Source organism: Phaeovulum veldkampii DSM 11550 (genome assembly GCF_003034995.1).
Classification (GTDB): Bacteria; Pseudomonadota; Alphaproteobacteria; order Rhodobacterales; family Rhodobacteraceae; genus Phaeovulum; species Phaeovulum veldkampii.
In genome coordinates this window covers 1-16,827 of record NZ_PZKF01000049.1, presented here as the reverse complement: position 1 = coordinate 16,827, position 16,827 = coordinate 1, and the positions used below count along the sequence as shown (strand labels likewise).

The window sequence follows — 16,827 nt, the reverse complement described above, 5'->3', positions numbered from 1 at the left end:
ACCCCAGGGCGCGCAGCTCATCTAGGGCCCACTGTTCAAGATCGTCTTCGGTCGCGAAGGCCATCAGGCTTCCTCCTCATCGTGAGACCGTAGCTGGCGGTTCAGCCGCGCGAGCGGATCCCGGAACGTCGTTTCCAGCTTCTGAATATGGGCTGACAACCAGTCGATCATGGCCGGCCATGCCTCCCGGTTGTACCCGTCGAAGGGCTGGGAAAAGACGATCAGGCTCTGTTTGTTGTCGTCCATTCTGCGCCAAGTCATCGGCGCGCCGAACCGGGCTTCCAACTGGTCCTTCTGGGCGAAGAGCTGATCGAACAACCACTTGTTCTCCGCAGCCTCGGACCGGCCGAAGTTCAGTTCTACCCGGGCCTCATCGCGCGAGAAAATCATCTGGTAGGGGCAGGACCGCACCCCGGACCCGGCGCTCAGCCAGTGGTTCCGGGCCGGGCTGATGTTGCGATAGATCTCGACACCGTCTGCGCGCAGGCGTTCCAGCGCCGCTTCCCAGAACTCGTAGCGCAGCTTGTGGCGTTGTTTCTGGGTGTCGTGCGTGACCTTCTCCTCGTTATCCTTGGTGGACATGCCGATCATGAAATCCGCAGCCTCGGGCGTCGGGATGATCTGCTGGATATCGAGGATCAGCTCCTCGCCCAGCATGAACGGGGTCACTTTGAAGCACTGCGCCCTGATCCCCCGGCTCAACAGCCAGAGGACCGTCGCGGTCACCTCGCGTCGGAAGTTCGCGGCGATGAAAATCATTCGCTGATCGGTCCCGGGGTTGAGGTGGATCTCGCCCAGGTCCTCGACCCCCATGAACTCGCACAGGCGCGCGACCGCGTTCCCGCCGCCGCAGAACCGGTCCAGATACTGCTGATAGATGTCCACGATCTGGGTCTTCGTCAGGCCCGAGACGTAGGCGGTGTATTTCAGGGCCTGCCAAGTCACGTCCCGGCCCGAGTCATCCAGCTTGTTCTCGATGACGACCAGGTTCCCGTCCTTGTCCAGCGCCAGCAGGTCCAGCCGTTCCCGGGTCTCGTCGAACCCGTCGAACTCCTTCTGGATGATCAGAAGCTCCTCCCCCAGGGCGTCGGGCTGGTTGGCCAGCCACTCCTGAAGGTGATCCCGCTCACGCAGGGCGAGGTCGGAAAACCGCTTCTGGACGAGGCGGGACAGGCGGTTCTGGGAACGGTCAACGCGAAACATGGTCTCTCTAATCCTTCACTCTCAATCCGGTGGGGCCGGCTTCGGCCCAGATTTTATCCAGCGCCTCAAAGACTTGTTTCAGGCTATCGCGGAGAGCCTGAAAGTTGATCCAGAATTCAACCTTGGGCGGCGAAATATCGGCCGCCGAGAAATCCCGCTCCGCCCCATCAGGGAACCGGAACGCGGCAGAACGCGGATCTATGGCGTGGATCCGGTTCAGAAACCGGGCGAGGATGTCCACATGGTCCGCGTGATACCGGCCGTTGATGCGCCACTCTCAGCGATCTGCACGTCACTACCGAGAATGATGCGGCCTTCCAGCAGCACCTCTCCCACCTTTTCCAAGTGGGGGAGGACGATCAGCTGATGCACGAACCCGTCCGGTTCACCAACAAGACGGAGGCGCACGGGATCATCTATATCGATGGCGCCGGAAGCGGGAAGTCCACGACGATCCGGAGGGGGCTGGCGGGATTCAAGGCCCTCGCGGATAACCCTGAAACCGGACTGCCGCGGTGGTTGCCGGTCATGGTCGAGAACCCCGCCACGCTCCGGAGCCTTGGCTGCTCGATCCTGGAGAAGCTCGGCATCGATACCGTCAGCGAACGCACCAAGGTGCACGAGATCTGGAAGATGGTGCGTCACCGGTTGGAGGTGATGGGGATCTCGCTGCTCTGGCTGGATGAGGCGCACGACATGTTCAAGAAACCGAGCTCGACGGAAACGGAAAACATGCTGGCGATGCTGAAAACCCTGATGCAGGGCGATCATCCCGTCGTCCTTGTTCTGAGCGGGACCGAACGGTTGTCGGCGATCACCGGTCTTGAGCCCCAGATCAACCGCAGGTTCAGCAAGATCCGCCCAGAGCCCCTCAGGTTCGGTGTGGACGACGCGCGCGTGACGGGGCTGGTCACCGCCTACGCCAAGCGGGTCGGCCTGTCCTGTGATTTCCATGGGGACACTGTCCAGCGCCTGATGCACGGGAGCCGCTACAGGTTTGGCCGGTGCATCGAAACGATTATCCGGGCGATCCGGTGCGCGATGGAGGACGGCGCTGAAACGCTCCGGGTCGAACACTTCGAGATTGCCTGGGGACAGCTGGAGGCCTGTGACATCACCCGGAACGTCTTCGCCATGAATGACTGGCCGTCCCTCGAGCTTGATGATGACGATGACTCCGCTTCTGCGAGCGCGGCCAGCATGGTGGCGAAACAGGCGAAGACGAAGAAGAGGAAGGGCTGATCATGGCCCTTCACCCCATTCTGCCGGTCGTGGACGGCGAGAGCCTGACTTCCTACCTTGCGCGCGTGGCGCCGTTTCACGGCAAGGTTCACGTGTACCGGTTTCTCGACATGATCGAGTTCCCGAGATCCGCCGCCATGGCGCCGCGTCCGGATACGTTGAATCGGCTGTCCAATCTGTTGGGGCTGCCCGAGGAAACCCTGGTCCGGATGACCTTCATCCCGGTCGCCAACCGGGCCCGCTCTCTCTGCGGGGAGGCGGTGCACGCCGAGTTTGCGAAGCTGGACAAGACCAGCTTCTGTCCTGCCTGCCTGCTCGCCGACGGGCGCCCGGGCAGCCCGTCCGGAGGGGCCCGCGTCGGCCGGGTCCTGTGGCAGGTCGAGCACATCCGGGCCTGCCCAGTGCACGGGATCGCCCTGTTCCGTCGTCAGAACGCCTCCTATGCGGAGCGCTTCCAGCTCATGTCGCAGGTCGCACCGGACGATGCGGGGCTGCAAGCACTCGTCGACGACGCTCTCAGCCTCGCCCCGTCAGACCTGCAAGCCTATGTTGAGGGTCGTTTGGCCGGCGGGACCGGGCCGGCATGGCTGGATGAACAGCCCCTCGATCTTGCGGCCCGCGCCTGTGAGATGTTGGGTGTGATCATCAGCGAGGGTGCCCACTGCAACCTGAACACCCTGTCGGAGGCCGCATGGCATCGCGCAGGACACGTCGGCTTCGGGTTCGCGGCGCGTGGTGCTCTGGGCATTCGCGACGCGCTTCAGTCGATTTTCGATCAGTTCGTCAAGGACGATCTGACCGGCGGCCCCCAGAAGATGTTCGGCCGCCTGTATCAGTGGCTCCAGTTCAACCGGAATGCGCGACCCAAGGGTCCGATCCGGGATGTGGTCCGCGAATTCATCATGGACCGCTTCCCGGTCGAGGTTGGTGACGATCTTTTCGGAGAGCCGGTTGAGATGCGGCGCGTCCACACGGTCGGCAGCCTCGCCCGGGTAACGGGTCAGCACCCCAAGACGTTGAACCGCGCCATCGTCCTGACTGGCCTTGCCGACGGTGATCCGGACGTTTCTCTCGGGGGCAGGAGTTTCGACGCCGTCGCCGCGGAGGCGCTGGCCCGCCGGATCAAGACCTCCCTCCCGGTTCTGGCCCTGCCTGACTTCCTGAACTGCAACCGAACTCAGGCCGAGCAGCTGGTGCGGACCGGAATTATTCCCCGGATCTCGGATATGGACGAAGCGACCGGGGTCCTGAAGGGTGTCGCCCTTGAACACGCACAAACCTTCCTGACGAACTTCATGTCCAAGGCTACCCGCGTCGCCGCGCCATCCGACGGGATGCAGGACATCCTGACGGCGTCCATCACCTCGCGCTGGCCGGTTCTCGACATCGTTGGCGCGGTGCTCTCCGGCGGTCTGTCCCGTGTGGAAGTCGTGGATCCCGCCCTGAAATTCAAAGGAATCCTCGTCCATCCGGCGGAGGTTGCGACCGCACTGGCCAATCTGACCGCGTCCGGTCTGATCAGCCTCGAACGGGCGGTTGAGGTGATCGGCCTTTCTCCGCTGGCGGCCGTGGCCGTCCTGAACATGACGGCGCCCGATGGAACCGACTATATCCCCAAGCACTTCGTGACGAACGCGAAGGGTGTCGGCGTTCGGATGTTCCTGGCACCGGAGATCCAGTCGTTCCGTGATGCCCACATCGGCCTGGTTGAACTCGCGGCCAGCGAGGGCGTGTCGTCGAAATCCATGAAGTCGTTCCTGTCCGGAAAAGGTATCCACCCCCTTCCGGCACGCCAGGCGGCGGCCCCGAACATCTACCGCAGGTCAGACATCGCGGCATAGCCGCAGCGGATCTACCCCGCTCCGAAGCCACCCGAAAGGGTGGCTTTTTTGTTGGCCGGCGCATAGTTTTCGATGGAAGAAAATGATAGGGACGAGGTGGAAGCCTGTTGGCGAAGCGCAGTCATATTGCCCTTGTTTTCTTGAGGGCGGGTGGCAGAAAATATTGGGAATTTTCATTTCTCGCGGTTCAGATAAATTGCCCATTTGGGTCGAAACGACGTGAAATAAGCATAAAGCGACAGCCGGGCAGGGCGTCTGGCTGTCTGAAGTGCCGCGGGGCAATGCAGATGTGCAAACTGGCAAAGTGGTAATCGCTGAAGGAGATGAAGAGGCATGGCTAGATGCACTGCACCAGTAAAGGGTCATCGCTCTTGTCAACGCTTGGTCAACCGCCGAATGCAGTCTCGCCAACAATAGAACCCGGCCAATCACGGTGAGTTCTGACCAGTTCCAATAAAGGATTGTGCCATATCAAAGCCTTATTGGCTAAATCGCTGAAATGAAAAGAAACGAGAAGTGTCGATGTTTTCGGCTCATAACCGCGTGATCGGCGGGCTTTGTGCTGGCCCGGCGACGGAACCGGGCGCATGCTGCGTTAGACTGTTCATGTCAGGCCAAGCTGCCTGCCGCGAGGCGAGACGGGCGCAGCACGGGCTTGAACCGGCCCCGCTGCACCGCCATATTGCTAGGCCGCCGATCAGGGAGATCTGCCGACGATGACAACCTATGCCAACCTTCCCGCGCCCAGCCCCGAACAGGGGATGAACCGCTATCTTCAGGAAATCCGCAAGTTTCCGCTGCTGGAGCCGGAGGAGGAATACATGCTGGCCAAACGCTGGGTCGATCATCAGGACACCGAGGCGGCACACCGGATGGTGACCTCGCACCTGCGGCTCGCGGCCAAGATCGCCATGGGCTATCGCGGTTATGGCCTGCCGCAGGCCGAAGTGATATCTGAGGCGAATGTGGGCCTGATGCAGGCGGTCAAACGCTTTGACCCGGAAAAGGGCTTCCGGCTGGCGACCTATGCGATGTGGTGGATTCGCGCCTCGATTCAGGAATATATCCTGCGCTCGTGGAGCTTGGTGAAACTGGGCACCACCTCGGCGCAGAAAAAGCTGTTCTTCAACCTGCGCAAGGCGAAATCCAAGATCGGCGCGCTGGAGGAGGGTGATCTGCGCCCCGAAAACGTGGCCCGGATCGCGCATGACCTGAACGTGAGCGAGGCCGAGGTGATCTCGATGAACCGGCGCCTGTCGGGGGGGGATGCCTCGCTGAACGCGCAGGTCGGCGCTGCCGATGGCGATGGCTCGACCCAATGGCAGGACTGGCTGGAGGACGAAGACGCCAACACCGCCGAAGCTTACGCCGAAGCTGACGAACTGTCGGCCCGCCGGGCGATGCTGGTGGCGGCCATGGATGTCCTGAACGAACGTGAGCGCGACATTCTCATGCAGCGCCGCCTGCGCGACGAGCCGGTCACGCTGGAAGAGCTGTCGGCGCAATATGAGGTCAGCCGCGAACGCATCCGCCAGATCGAGGTGCGGGCGTTCGAAAAGCTGCAAGGCCGGATGCGCGATCTGGCGCGTGAAAAGGGTATGGTGATCCCGGCCTGATACGGGCCGGGCTGGCCGGGCAAAAGGGGGCGGCGATGCCAGAGGCGGTCAACTGGGGCATTCTGGGCGCCTCGCAGTTCGCGCAGGCCCGGATGGCACCTGCAATCCATGCCGCCTGCGGCGCCCGGCTGGCGGCGCTGGCCAGCGCCGATCCGGCCAAGGCCGCGGGGTTTCGTGACTTTTGCCCAGATCTGCGGGTTCATTCCAGCTATGATGCGCTTCTGGCCGATCCGGCGATCGAGGCGGTCTATATCCCGCTGCCGAACCATCTGCATGTGGACTGGACGCTGAAGGGGCTGGCGGCAGGCAAGCATGTGCTGTGCGAAAAGCCCGTGGCGCTGCGCGCGCCCGAAATCGACCGGCTGATCGCGGTGCGCGAGGCCACCGGGCTGCTCGTGGCTGAGGCCTTCATGATCGTGCATCACCCGCAATGGCAGCGCGTGCGCGACTGGATCGGCGCGGCCGAAATCGGCGCGCTGACCCATGTCGATGTGGCCTTTACCTTTGACAACCCCGACCCTGCGAATATCCGCAACCGGCCGGAAACCGGCGGCGGCAGCGTGCCCGACATCGGGGTTTATGCCTATGGCGCGGTCCGCTGGGCGACGGGGGCGGAACCCGTGCGCCTGACTGCGCAACTGCGCCGCGAAAACGGGGTCGATGTCTTTGCACAGGTCTGGGGCGATTTCGACGGCCCCGGCGGCGGCTTCAGCTATTCCGCCCTGACCTCGACGCGTCTGTTCCCGCGTCAGGAGGTGGTGTTTCAGGGCAGCCGCGGTCTGATCCGGCTGACGGCGCCGTTCAACGCGGGCGTCTTTGCCGAGGCCCGGATCGAGATGATCCGCGCGGGCCACGCGACCCTGGTCGAAACCTTCCCCGGCGTGAACCAGTATGTCCGGCAGGTCGAGGCGTTTTGCGCCGCGCTGCGCGGCGGCGCGCCCTTTGCCTGGCGGCTGGAGGATGCGCGCGGCACGCAGGAGATGATCGACCGGGTTCTGGCAAGTTCGAACTGACCCCCTTTCATCTTGGTTCAAATATCCCCGCCGGAGGCTCCCACGGTGACCGTGGAACGCTCCGCGGGGGATATTTTTTTACCAAGATGAATGAGATCAGTCTTCCAGTGCCTCCAGCTCGTCGATCATCGCGCCGATCATCGACAGCCCCTTGTCCCAGAAGGACGGGTCCGAGGCATCAAGGCCGAAGGGCGCCAGCAGATCCTTGTGGTGCTGCGATCCGCCCGCCTTGAGCATGGCGAAATACTTGTCCTCGAAGCCCGGCAGGCCTGCGGCGTAGGCCGCATAAAGCGCATTCACCAGACCGTCGCCGAAGGCATAGGCATAGACGTAAAAGGGTGAATGCACGAAATGCGGGATATAGGCCCAGAAGGTTTCATAGCCCGGCATGAACTCGAAGGCATCGCCGAGGGATTCTGCCTGAATGCTCATCCACAGCGCGTTGATGTCTTCGGGCGTCAGCTCGCCCTGCGCGCGGGCGGCGTGCAGTTTGCATTCGAAATCGTAGAACGCGATCTGGCGCACGACGGTGTTGATCATGTCCTCGACCTTGCCGGCCAGCAGCGTCTTGCGCTCGGCCGGGGTCGCGGCGGCATCCAGCAGGCGGCGGAAGGTCAGCATCTCGCCAAAGACGGATGCGGTTTCGGCCAGCGTCAGCGGGGTGGAGGCCAGCATCTCACCCTGCGGCGCGGCCAGAACCTGATGCACGCCGTGGCCCAGTTCATGCGCCAGCGTCATCACATCGCGCGGCTTGCCCAGATAGTTCAGCATCACATAGGGGTGCGCCGTCGTCACCGTGGGGTGGGCGAAGGCGCCTGGCGCCTTGCCCGGTTTCACGCCGGCGTCGATCCAGCCCTTGTCGAAGAAGGGCTGCGCGATCTGCGCCATTTCAGGGGCAAAGCCCGCATAGGCGCCCAGCACGGTGTCGCGCGCCTCGGCCCAGGTGATCGTGCGGGGGGCTTCGCTGGGCAGGGGGGCGTTGCGGTCCCAGACCTGCAGCTTGTCCAGCCCCAGCCATTTCGCCTTGAGCCGGTAATAGCGGTGCGACAGCCGCGGATAGGCTGCCACCACCGCATCGCGCAGCGCCTGCACCACCTCGGGCTCGACATGGTTCGACAGGTGGCGCGCGTGTTGCGGCGTGGGCATCTTGCGCCAGCGGTCCTCGATTTCCTTGTCCTTCGCCAGCGTGTTGTGAACACGGGCGAACAGCTTGATGTTGGCGCCGAACACGTCGGCCAGCGCGCGCGCGCCCGCCTCGCGCCGGGCGCGGTCGTGATCGGACAGGAGGTTCAGCGTGGATTCAAGGTTCAGCCTCTCTCCATCCACCGAAAATTCCAGCCCGGCCATGGTTTCGTCAAACAGTCTGTTCCACGCGGCGGCACCCACAACCGACTGGTCGTGCAAGAATTTTTCCAGCTCGTCCGAAAGCTGGTAGGGCCGCATCGCGCGCATCCGGTCGAACACCGGTTTCCAGCGCGCAATGCGGGCGTCCGCGAACAGCGCCTGATAGGTTGCCTCGTCGATGCGGTTGAATTCGAGGCTGAAGAACACCATCGGCGTGGTGGCGCTGGTGATCTTGTCCTGTGCGTCGGCCATCGCCTTGGCGCGGGCGGCATCCAGCGTGTTCTGGTAATAGCGCAGCCCGAGGAAGGACATGATCCGCCCGGCCTTTTCCTCGATCGCCTCATGCCGGGTTATGCAGTCGAACATCGCGGCAGCGTCAAGCGTGGCCAGCTTGCCTTCGTAATCGGCGGCAAAGCTGGCGCAGGCCTGTTGCAGCCAGTCCATGTCACGGGTCAGTTCGGGCGCGTCGGGCGCGGGGTAGAGATCGCTCAGATCCCAGTCGGGCAGCGCCCCGAAGCCGCCGGAAGAGGCGTTGGCGTCGAACACGGGGGCGGGCAGGGTCAGGGTCATGGCATCCTCGGGGTTCAGGGTCGCGTTACAGATAGGCCCGCGGCGCCGGGTGGGCAAGCAGGGCGCGGGCGGTCTCGATCCGGTCGGCCTCGGCGGCGGGCTTGTCGCGGCGCCAGCGCAGCATTCGGGGAAAGCGCAGCGCAAGACCCGATTTGTGGCGCGGGCTTTCGGCGATGCCTTCAAAGCCCAGTTCGAACACCAGTTCCGGCACCACCTGCCGCACCGGGCCGAAGCGGTCGGTGGTATGCGCGCGCACCCAGCGGGTGATTTCGGCAAATTCGGCATCGGTCAGGCCGCTATAGGCCTTGGCCACCGGCACCAGTGCAGGCCCGTCCCACAGCGCGAAGGTAAAATCGGTGTACAGCCCCGCGCGGCGGCCGTGGCCGGCCTGCGCATAGATCAGCACCGCATCGAGGCTGAAGGGATCGAGCTTCCATTTCCACCAGTCGCCGCGTTTGCGCCCGGCATGATAGGGGCTGGTGCGCTGTTTCAGCATCACGCCTTCGGCGCCCCGGTCGCGGGCGGCCTGTCGGTGCGCGGCCAGCGTGGCCCAATCGTCGAACCGGGCCAGCGGCGACAGCGGAAGTTCGGGCGGCAGATCGGTCGCCAGCGCCTCCAGCGCGGCGCGGCGGGTGGCGAAGGGCTGCGGGCGCAGGTCGGTGCTGTCTGCTTCCAGCAGGTCGTAGGCCATGAAGATCACCGGCACCTCGGCCAGGGTCCGGCGGCTGACGGTTTTCAGCCCGATCCGCCGTTGCAGCGTGGCAAAGGGCAGGGGGGCGCCCGCCCATCCCAGAATCTCGCCGTCCAGCACGGTGCCTTCGGGCAGCGCCTGCGCGGCGGCCACGATCTCGGGGTAGCGGTCGGTCACCAGTTCCTCGCCGCGCGACCACAGGAACACGCGGCCATCGCGGCAGACCAACTGGCCGCGGATGCCATCCCATTTCCACTCGGCCAGCCAGTCGGTCGGGTCGCCCAGGGCGTCGGGGTCTGCGTCAAGCGGATGAGCCAGGCAGAACGGATAGGGGCGCGAGGCTTGTGCGCCGTCGCCTGTGATCAGCGCGGCAAAGGTGGTGGTATCGGGCGACCAGTCGCCCATCAGCCGGTGGGCCAGCGTCGCCTCGTCCAGTCCGGTGGCCTGTGCCAGTGCGCGCTGCATCAGCCCGCGCGCCACACCCATGCGGAAGCCGCCGGTCAGCAGTTTGTTGAACAGGAACCGTTCGGTGGCATCCAGTCCCGCCCAGGCGGCCAGAATACCGGCGCGGCGGGCGGGTTCATCCTGCGCCGACAGAGCGCGCAGGGTGGCGATCCAGTCGCTCAGGCTGCGGTTGGTCGTGGTTTCGGCCGGGGGCAGGATCGCGGCGATGGTTTCGGCCAGATCGCCCGCCACAGAATAGCTTTCGGCAAAGAGCCAGTCGGGGATGCCGGCCGCCTCGGCGGCCCATTCGGCCAGCTTTCCCGCGGTGATCACGCGCCGGGGGCGGCGCCCGGTCAGCAGGGCGATGGTCCAGAGCCGGTCTGGTTCGGGCGCCTCGCGCAGGTAGGCGGCAAGGGCAAGGGTTCGCGCGGTGCTTGAGGTGGTTCCGTCAAGGCTTTGGAAAAGAACGGCAAAGCGATTCATTCTGCCGTCTCGTCTTCGGTCTGGCCAAAGGCGGTTTCCAGCACGCCCGCCTGAAGGCCGCGCCCCTCCAGCCAGCGGGCGAAGGCGGCGGTGTAGCCATGCGTGGCCAGCACGCGGGTGGCGCCGGTGGCGACCACGGCGGCATTCAGCCCGGCCCAGTCGGCATGGTCCGACAGCACAAAGCCGCGGTCCACGCCATAGCGGCGCCGGTGGCCGCGCAGCGCCATCCAGCCCGATGCAAAGGCGGTGGCCGCCGGGCCAAAGCGCCGCGCCCAAGGCCCCGCCAGCGCCGCGGGCGGGGCGATCACCAGCGCGCCGGGATGGGTTTTTGCGCTGACCTCGATCGTCACCTGCCGGGTTTCGGGCAAGGCCAGCCCCTGGGCGCGCAGCACGGCATTGGTGGCCTCGACCGCGCCATGTGTCAGGATCGAGCCGATGCCGGGGTCAAGCCCCGCCAGCAGCCGCTGCGCTTTGCCGAAGGCATAGGCTCCGATCAGGCTGATGCGGCCCGCAGCGCGGTTTTCAGCCCACCAGCGGTTGATTTCGGCCATCACTGCGGCCTCGGGCTGCCAGCGGAAGACCGGCAGGCCAAAGGTGCATTCGGTGATGAAGGTATCGCAGGGCACCGGCTCGAACGGGGTCGAAATGGCGTCGCCCCCGGTCTTGTAGTCACCCGAAACGACCCAGACCTCGCCCGCCACCTGAACCCGGATCTGGGCAGAGCCGGGAACGTGGCCCGCCGGGTGGAACGACACGATGGCCCCGCCGATCCGGCGCGTTTCAGCATAGCAGATGCCCTCGGCGGTGATCGGCCCCAGCCGGTGCCGCATCACTGGCAGCGCGGCATGGGTGGCCAGATAGGCGCCATGGCCAGTGCGGGCGTGGTCGGAATGGCCATGCGTGATCAGTGCCCGTGGCACCGGGCGCCAGGGGTCGATGAAGAAATCCCCCGCCGGGCAGTAAAGCCCCCTCTCGGTCAGGTGCAAAACAGGGTTACGCGCCATGACCTGATCATAGCGCCGCGCGGGCGGGGGGCCAGTGCTGCAGGCTTTGCACGGCGCTGAAAGTTTGGGCAAAGGCGCGCGGATCGAACATTTTACGTCCACCGATGCGGCTTTGGTTCGGGCCATCGCTTCCCCTGCCGTCGGGTGCTGCCTAATGATTGATCAAAGGCCGGAGGAATCATCACTCACCATGGCAACCGAGTATTTCAACGAAATGTATGAGGCCGGGGCGGTGCGGGCGCCCTATGCGCGACTGGAAGATTGGACCCGCGCCATGCCTGCCGAGTTCCGGCAGATGAAACAGGCAGAGGCCGAGGCGCTGTTTCGCCGGATCGGAATTACCTTCGCGGTCTATGGCGAGGGCGGCGACCCGGACCGGCTGATCCCGTTCGACATGTTCCCGCGCGTTTTCACCCAGAGCGAATGGCGGCGGCTGGAACGCGGCGTCAAGCAGCGGGCGCGGGCACTGAATGCCTTTTTGCTGGATGTCTATGGCCGGGGCGAGATCATCCGCGCCGGCCGCATCCCCGCCCGGCTGGTCTATCAGAACGAGGCCTATGAACGCGCGGCGGCGGGCTTCATCCCGCCGCGGGGGGTCTATTCGCATATTGTCGGCGTCGATCTGGTGCGCACCGGCCCTGACGACTTTTTCGTGCTGGAGGATAACTGCCGCACGCCTTCGGGTGTCAGCTACATGCTGGAAAACCGCGAAATCATGATGCGCATGTTCCCCGCGCTATTCCGCGAAAACCGGATCGAGCCGGTGGACGGCTACCCTGACCTTCTGCGCCGGACGCTGGCATCGGTGGCGCCCGCGAAATGCGGGGGCGAGCCGACGGTGGTGATCCTGACGCCGGGGCATTTCAACAGCGCCTATTACGAACACAGCTTTCTGGCCGATCTGATGGGGGTGGAACTGGTCGAAGGTGCCGATCTGTTCGTCGAGGGCGGGTTCGTGTGGATGCGCACCACCGAGGGGCCGAAGAGGGTGGATGTGATCTACCGGCGCATCGATGACGCCTTTCTGGACCCGTTGTGTTTCCGCCCCGAATCGATGCTGGGCGTGCCGGGGTTGATGGATGTCTACCGATCCGGCGGCGTCACGATCTGTTCGGCGCCGGGGTCGGGGGTTGCCGATGACAAGGCGATCTATACCTATGTCCCCGAAATGATCCGGTTTTATCTGGGCGAAGAGCCGGTGTTGCAAAACGTGCCCACATGGCAATGCGGCCGCACCGACGATCTGAAATATGTGGTGGAAAACCTCTGTGATCTGGTGGTGAAAGAGGTGCACGGTTCGGGCGGCTATGGAATGCTGGTGGGGCCGCGATCGACCTCCGAGCAGATCGAGGGGTTCCGGGCGCGGCTTTTGGCCGATCCGGGCAATTACATCGCTCAGCCCACGCTGGCGCTGTCCACCACGCCGACCTTTGTCAACGAGGGCATCGCGCCGCGCCATGTCGATCTGCGGCCCTATTGTCTGGTGGGCGAGCGGGTCGAACTGGTGCCCGGCGGCCTGACGCGGGTGGCGCTGACCGAGGGCAGCCTTGTGGTGAACTCGTCGCAGGGCGGGGGCGTGAAAGATACCTGGGTGCTGGCGGAGTGATGACATGCTGAGCCGGACGGCAGACAACCTTTACTGGATCGCCCGCTATATGGAACGCGCCGAAACCACGGCGCGGCTGCTGGAGGTGGGCGCGCGGATCGCGCTGATGCCCTCGGCCGGGCACGGCTATCGCAACGAATGGGACAGCCTTCTGCGCGCCTCGGGCACGGCGGCGGGATTTGCGCAGAAATACGGCGACCCGGTGCAGCGCAACATCGAAAGCTATCTGTTCTTTGACCGCGACAACCCCTCGTCGGTGGCCAGTTGCATCGAGCGGGCGCGCGAAAACGCCCGTATCGTGCGCACTGCGCTGACGACGCAGGTCTGGGATGCGCTGAACACCGCCTATCAGGAGATGCGGCAACTGGAACGGACCGCGCGGTCGGAACTGGAACTGACACAGATCACCGAATGGACGATGCGGCAGGCCGCGATGATGCGCGGCGCGATCGACGCCACAATGCTGCGCAACGACGGCTATGATTTTCTGGGTCTGGGCTATGCGCTGGAACGCGCCGACAGCACCGCACGACTGATGGACGTGAAATATTATGTTCTGCTGCCGCGGGTCGATTTCGTAGGCTCGGGGCTGGACAATTACCAATGGCAGACGCTGTTGCGCGCAATGTCGGCGCATCGGGCCTTTCACTGGGCCTATGGCGGCGACATCACGGCGGGCAAGATTGCGCATTTCCTGATCCTCAATCCGCAATGCCCGCGCTCGCTGGTGACTGCGACTTCGGCGGCGATGGGGCATCTTGACCGGCTGGCCCGCGGCTATGGCCACCACACCTCGGCGCAACAGCGCTCGCATGCGATGCTGGCGGCGCTGATGGAAACCACGGTCGAGGATATTTTCGACGAGGGGCTGCATGATTTCCTCAGCCGCTTTGTGCGCGAGGTGGGCGAACTGACCGTTCTGGTCCATGATGCCTATCTGTCCGGGGAAGCCAGATGATCCTGAATGTCAGCCACACGACAACCTACAATTACGACGCGCCGATGCGCGGCGCGGTGCAAAGCCTGCGGCTGTTTCCGTCGCGCTTTGACGGCCAGAAGGTGCTTGACTGGAGGGTCGAGGTCGAGGGCGGCCTGTGCGGCGGTTCGTTCCGCGATGGCGCGGGCGACCGGGTCGAGGGGTGGTCGGTGCGCGGGCCGCTGACGCAGGTCGTGGTGCGGGTAGCGGGGCAGGTGGAAACCGCCGATCTGGCCGGGCTGCTGCGCGGGCACCGCGAACAGGTGCCGCCGATGGCCTATCTGTGCGAAACCCTGCCCACCCGCGCCGAGCCGGTGCTGGTCGATCTGGCGCGGTCTGTGCCGGTATCGGCCGATCTGCTGGATCTGGCGCACCGGCTGGCCGATGCGGTGGGCGCGGCCATCGTCTATCGCCCCGGCGTGACCCATGCCCATACCACCGCCGCCGAGGCGCTGACGCTGGGCGAGGGGGTCTGTCAGGACCACGCCCATGCCCTGATCGCCTGCGCGCGGGTGCTGGACCTGCCGGCGCGCTATGTGTCGGGCTATCTGAGCGCCACCTCGGACGGGATCGCGCATGAGGCCGCCCATGCCTGGGCCGAAATTCATGTTGCCGGTCTGGGCTGGGTGGGGTTTGACGCGGCCAACGGCTGCTGCCCCGATGACCGCTATATCCGGCTGGCATCGGGCCAGGATGCGCGCGAGGCCGCCCCGATCCGGGGCATCGCGCAGGGTATCGGGGTCGAGCGGCTTGATGTCGCGGTTGCGGTAGATGCAGCGCAGCAATAGGCTGCGCCGGTTGGCGTCTTTGCTGGCGTGAGATCACTGGGGGCCGGAATGACCTATTGCGTAGGGTTGTTGTTGAACGAGGGCATGGTGCTGCTGTCGGACACCCGCACCAATGCCGGGCTCGACAACATCGCCACCTATCGCAAGATGTTCGTGTTCGAAAACTCAGGTGAGCGGGTGATCACGGTTTTGACCGCGGGCAGCCTGTCGGTGACGCAGACCACGGTGGCGCGGCTGCGCGAAGCGATCGACGATCTGGATGCGACCCCAGCCACCTCGATCCTGCTGGCGCCGACGATGCTCAAGGTGGCCGAGATCATCGGCGCAACGCTGGCCTCGGTCCGGCAGGACATCGAGGGCAAGATGAACGCCTCCAAGATCACGGCGGCGGCGTCGATGATCGTGGCGGGGCAGCGGGTCGGCGGGGCGATGCGGATGTTCCTGATCTATCCCGAGGGCAATTTCATCGAGGCCACCGAGGACACGCCGTTTCTTCAGATCGGCGAGCACAAATATGGCAAGCCGATTCTGGATCGGGTGGTGCGGCCGGACACCTCGCTGGCCGATGCGCAGAAGGCGGTGCTTTTGTCGATGGATTCCACGCTGCGGTCAAACCTGTCGGTGGGGATGCCGCTGGATCTGGCGGTGATCGAGCGCGACGCCTGCCGGGTCACGATGCGGCGCCGGATCGAGGCGGGCGACCCGGATTTTGCCGCGATGAGCGAGGCCTGGTCGGCGGCGCTGCGCGACGGTTTTTCGCGTATCCGTATCTGAGGCCGTTTCCAGACGGGGGGCGGGGTCAGCCCTGCGCGTCAAATAGTGCTGTGGCCGCATCCAGAAACCGGGCGCGGGGGGCGGTGCGTTCCATCATCAATTCGTGCCGCGCGCCCTCGATCCGCGCCAGGTGCCCACCCGGCCAACGCGCCATCCGCGCGGTGATGGCGGTCGGGCAGACGATGGTTTCGTCGGCGCCAAGCCCGGTCAGGCAGGGCAGGGTGGGGCTGGGCAGGGCGGCCAGCGCGCGGCATTCGGCCAGCGCGGTATCCAGCCAGCCAAGGGTGGGGCCGCCCACCGCCAGCGCGGGCACCGCAGCCAGATGCGCGACCAGTTGCGCCCAGGCCGCGGGGTCATGGGTCAGCGCGTTGGCGCTGAAGGCGGTGGTATAGACATAGGGGGCGGCGCCGGTGCCGGGCGCGCTGGCCAGCGCGAACCCCGCCTGAGCCAGAGAATGGGCCAATAGCCCGGTGGCCCCGGTCAGGCCGGGCGGCAGCCGGATGCCCCACATCGGCGCCGAAAAGACCGCGCTGCGCACCGCAAGCCCCTGATGCAACGCGCGCAGCCCGATCGCCCCACCCATCGAATGGGCCAGCAGATGCAGTGGCGCGCGCAAGTTCAGCCCCGGCAGCGCCGCCCACAGCGCCGCCACATCATGCTGATAATCGGCAAATGCGGCCACATGGCCCTTGAGCGGGTCGTCCAGCAGCCGGTCCGACAGGCCCTGTCCGCGCCAGTCCAGCGTCAGCAGATCATAGCCGCGCTGCGCCAGATCGGCGATGGTGGGGCCGTATTTCTCGATATATTCGGTGCGCCCGGTAAACAGAACGACCGTGCCCCGCGCTCCCGCCCGCTGCCACAATGCAGCGCGAAGGCGCAGCCCGTCGGTCGTTTGCAGCCAGAACGCCCGCCCCCCGTCAGGCGCGCGTGCCAGCGCCAGATGCAGCGGTGCGGGCGCCCCCCTTGTCACGACAGCTTGCCCGCCAGTTGCAGCGCCAGCCCCATCGAGCCGTCGATCTTCAGCTTGCCCGACATGAAGGCCATGGTCGGGTTCACGCTACCCTCAAGGATGCCGCGAAACACCTCGGCGCTGGCGGTCATGGTCACCGCGGCCTCATCCTCGCCGGCGCGCACGCCATCGGCATCGGCGATGATCGTGCCCTCGCCGGGGATCACGAATTTGGCGGTGGGGGGAAAGCTGCCGCCCAGCTTGCGCGCCAGCGCCTCGGCCG

Annotated in this window: 16 protein-coding genes; 8 read left to right on the top strand and 8 right to left on the bottom strand. The window is 65.2% G+C overall.

Features of this window, described 5'->3' with window-relative positions:
* Positions 1–63: 63 nt before the first annotated feature.
* The 3 genes from C5F46_RS14345 to C5F46_RS16740 are packed head-to-tail and all read right to left on the bottom strand — an operon-like array spanning position 64 to position 1,575.
* Complete coding sequence (locus C5F46_RS14345; protein ID WP_107326023.1) at positions 64–1,203, bottom strand: DUF4268 domain-containing protein; 1,140 nt, start codon at positions 1,201–1,203, stop codon at positions 64–66.
* Positions 1,204–1,210: 7 nt separating this feature from the next.
* Complete coding sequence (locus C5F46_RS14340) at positions 1,211–1,444, bottom strand: hypothetical protein (protein ID WP_107326022.1); 234 nt, start codon at positions 1,442–1,444, stop codon at positions 1,211–1,213.
* Positions 1,420–1,575, bottom strand: coding sequence for a hypothetical protein (locus C5F46_RS16740; protein ID WP_168796890.1), 156 nt, complete (start codon positions 1,573–1,575; stop codon positions 1,420–1,422). Before C5F46_RS16740 ends, C5F46_RS14340 begins: the two co-directional genes overlap by 25 nt.
* On the opposite strand from C5F46_RS16740, the gene C5F46_RS14335 reads away from it, so the two are divergent.
* From C5F46_RS14335 to C5F46_RS14320, 4 genes are all read left to right on the top strand, one after another.
* Positions 1,570–2,445: a TniB family NTP-binding protein gene (locus C5F46_RS14335; protein ID WP_133618575.1), complete on the top strand. Its 876-nt coding sequence runs from the start codon at positions 1,570–1,572 to the stop codon at positions 2,443–2,445. The genes C5F46_RS16740 and C5F46_RS14335 overlap by 6 nt on opposite strands.
* A gap of 2 nt (positions 2,446–2,447) precedes the next feature.
* Positions 2,448–4,286 carry a TniQ family protein gene (locus tag C5F46_RS14330; RefSeq protein ID WP_107326020.1) on the top strand — a complete coding sequence of 613 codons (1,839 nt, stop codon included), beginning with the start codon at positions 2,448–2,450 and terminating at the stop codon, positions 4,284–4,286.
* Positions 4,287–5,002: 716 nt separating this feature from the next.
* Positions 5,003–5,902 carry an RNA polymerase sigma factor RpoH gene (gene rpoH / locus C5F46_RS14325; protein ID WP_107326019.1) on the top strand — a complete coding sequence of 300 codons (900 nt, stop codon included), beginning with the start codon at positions 5,003–5,005 and terminating at the stop codon, positions 5,900–5,902.
* Positions 5,903–5,937: 35 nt separating this feature from the next.
* Complete coding sequence (locus C5F46_RS14320; RefSeq protein ID WP_107326018.1) at positions 5,938–6,915, top strand: Gfo/Idh/MocA family protein; 978 nt, start codon at positions 5,938–5,940, stop codon at positions 6,913–6,915.
* A 96-nt stretch (positions 6,916–7,011) separates the two neighbouring features.
* On the opposite strand, the gene C5F46_RS14315 is transcribed toward C5F46_RS14320, so the two are convergent.
* Genes C5F46_RS14315 through C5F46_RS14305 form a run of 3 tightly spaced genes read right to left on the bottom strand, consistent with a single transcriptional unit; the run spans position 7,012 to position 11,451 of the window.
* A complete protein-coding gene (locus tag C5F46_RS14315) occupies positions 7,012–8,829 on the bottom strand; it encodes a M3 family oligoendopeptidase (RefSeq protein ID WP_107326017.1) in 1,818 nt (605 codons plus the stop codon).
* Between the two features lie 25 nt (positions 8,830–8,854).
* Positions 8,855–10,447, bottom strand: a complete 1,593-nt coding sequence (locus tag C5F46_RS14310; RefSeq protein ID WP_107326016.1) for an ATP-dependent DNA ligase — start codon at positions 10,445–10,447, stop codon at positions 8,855–8,857.
* The gene (locus C5F46_RS14305) at positions 10,444–11,451 is read right to left on the bottom strand and encodes a ligase-associated DNA damage response exonuclease (RefSeq protein ID WP_107326025.1); all 1,008 of its coding nucleotides are present in this window, start codon (positions 11,449–11,451) and stop codon (positions 10,444–10,446) included. The genes C5F46_RS14310 and C5F46_RS14305 overlap by 4 nt, the downstream gene beginning before the upstream one ends.
* Positions 11,452–11,641: 190 nt before the next feature.
* Between C5F46_RS14305 and C5F46_RS14300 the strand changes: the two genes are divergently transcribed.
* Genes C5F46_RS14300 through C5F46_RS14285 form a run of 4 tightly spaced genes read left to right on the top strand, consistent with a single transcriptional unit; the run spans position 11,642 to position 15,595 of the window.
* A complete protein-coding gene (locus tag C5F46_RS14300; protein WP_107326015.1) occupies positions 11,642–13,057 on the top strand; it encodes a circularly permuted type 2 ATP-grasp protein in 1,416 nt (471 codons plus the stop codon).
* A 4-nt stretch (positions 13,058–13,061) separates the two neighbouring features.
* Positions 13,062–14,015, top strand: coding sequence for an alpha-E domain-containing protein (locus tag C5F46_RS14295; protein ID WP_107326014.1), 954 nt, complete (start codon positions 13,062–13,064; stop codon positions 14,013–14,015).
* Entirely contained in the window at positions 14,012–14,821 is an 810-nt protein-coding gene (locus C5F46_RS14290; RefSeq protein WP_107326013.1) for a transglutaminase family protein, read from the top strand. The genes C5F46_RS14295 and C5F46_RS14290 overlap by 4 nt, the downstream gene beginning before the upstream one ends.
* 48 nt (positions 14,822–14,869) lie before the next feature.
* On the top strand, positions 14,870–15,595 hold the full coding sequence (locus C5F46_RS14285) for a proteasome-type protease (protein ID WP_107326012.1): 726 nt from the start codon (positions 14,870–14,872) through the stop codon (positions 15,593–15,595).
* Between the two features lie 25 nt (positions 15,596–15,620).
* Here C5F46_RS14285 and C5F46_RS14280 read toward each other — a convergent pair whose 3' ends face one another.
* Positions 15,621–16,565, bottom strand: a complete 945-nt coding sequence (locus C5F46_RS14280; RefSeq protein ID WP_107326011.1) for an alpha/beta fold hydrolase — start codon at positions 16,563–16,565, stop codon at positions 15,621–15,623.
* Positions 16,562–16,816: an SCP2 sterol-binding domain-containing protein gene (locus C5F46_RS14275; RefSeq protein ID WP_107326024.1), complete on the bottom strand. Its 255-nt coding sequence runs from the start codon at positions 16,814–16,816 to the stop codon at positions 16,562–16,564. Before C5F46_RS14275 ends, C5F46_RS14280 begins: the two co-directional genes overlap by 4 nt.
* Between the last annotated feature and the right edge of the window lie 11 nt (positions 16,817–16,827).

Bases quoted from the DNA above. Each gene is read 5' to 3' on its own strand.
- C5F46_RS14320 (WP_107326018.1), top strand. From the start codon at position 5,938: ATGCCAGAGGCGGTCAACTGGGGCATTCTGGGCGCCTCGCAGTTCGCG.
- rpoH (WP_107326019.1), top strand. From the start codon at position 5,003: ATGACAACCTATGCCAACCTTCCCGCGCCCAGCCCCGAACAGGGGATG.
- C5F46_RS14330 (WP_107326020.1), top strand. From the start codon at position 2,448: ATGGCCCTTCACCCCATTCTGCCGGTCGTGGACGGCGAGAGCCTGACT.
- C5F46_RS14310 (WP_107326016.1), bottom strand. From the start codon at position 10,447: ATGAATCGCTTTGCCGTTCTTTTCCAAAGCCTTGACGGAACCACCTCA.
- C5F46_RS14335 (WP_133618575.1), top strand. From the start codon at position 1,570: ATGCACGAACCCGTCCGGTTCACCAACAAGACGGAGGCGCACGGGATC.
- C5F46_RS14290 (WP_107326013.1), top strand. From the start codon at position 14,012: ATGATCCTGAATGTCAGCCACACGACAACCTACAATTACGACGCGCCG.
- C5F46_RS14295 (WP_107326014.1), top strand. From the start codon at position 13,062: ATGCTGAGCCGGACGGCAGACAACCTTTACTGGATCGCCCGCTATATG.
- C5F46_RS14345 (WP_107326023.1), bottom strand. From the start codon at position 1,203: ATGTTTCGCGTTGACCGTTCCCAGAACCGCCTGTCCCGCCTCGTCCAG.
- C5F46_RS14285 (WP_107326012.1), top strand. From the start codon at position 14,870: ATGACCTATTGCGTAGGGTTGTTGTTGAACGAGGGCATGGTGCTGCTG.
- C5F46_RS14300 (WP_107326015.1), top strand. From the start codon at position 11,642: ATGGCAACCGAGTATTTCAACGAAATGTATGAGGCCGGGGCGGTGCGG.
- C5F46_RS14305 (WP_107326025.1), bottom strand. From the start codon at position 11,451: ATGGCGCGTAACCCTGTTTTGCACCTGACCGAGAGGGGGCTTTACTGC.
- C5F46_RS14315 (WP_107326017.1), bottom strand. From the start codon at position 8,829: ATGACCCTGACCCTGCCCGCCCCCGTGTTCGACGCCAACGCCTCTTCC.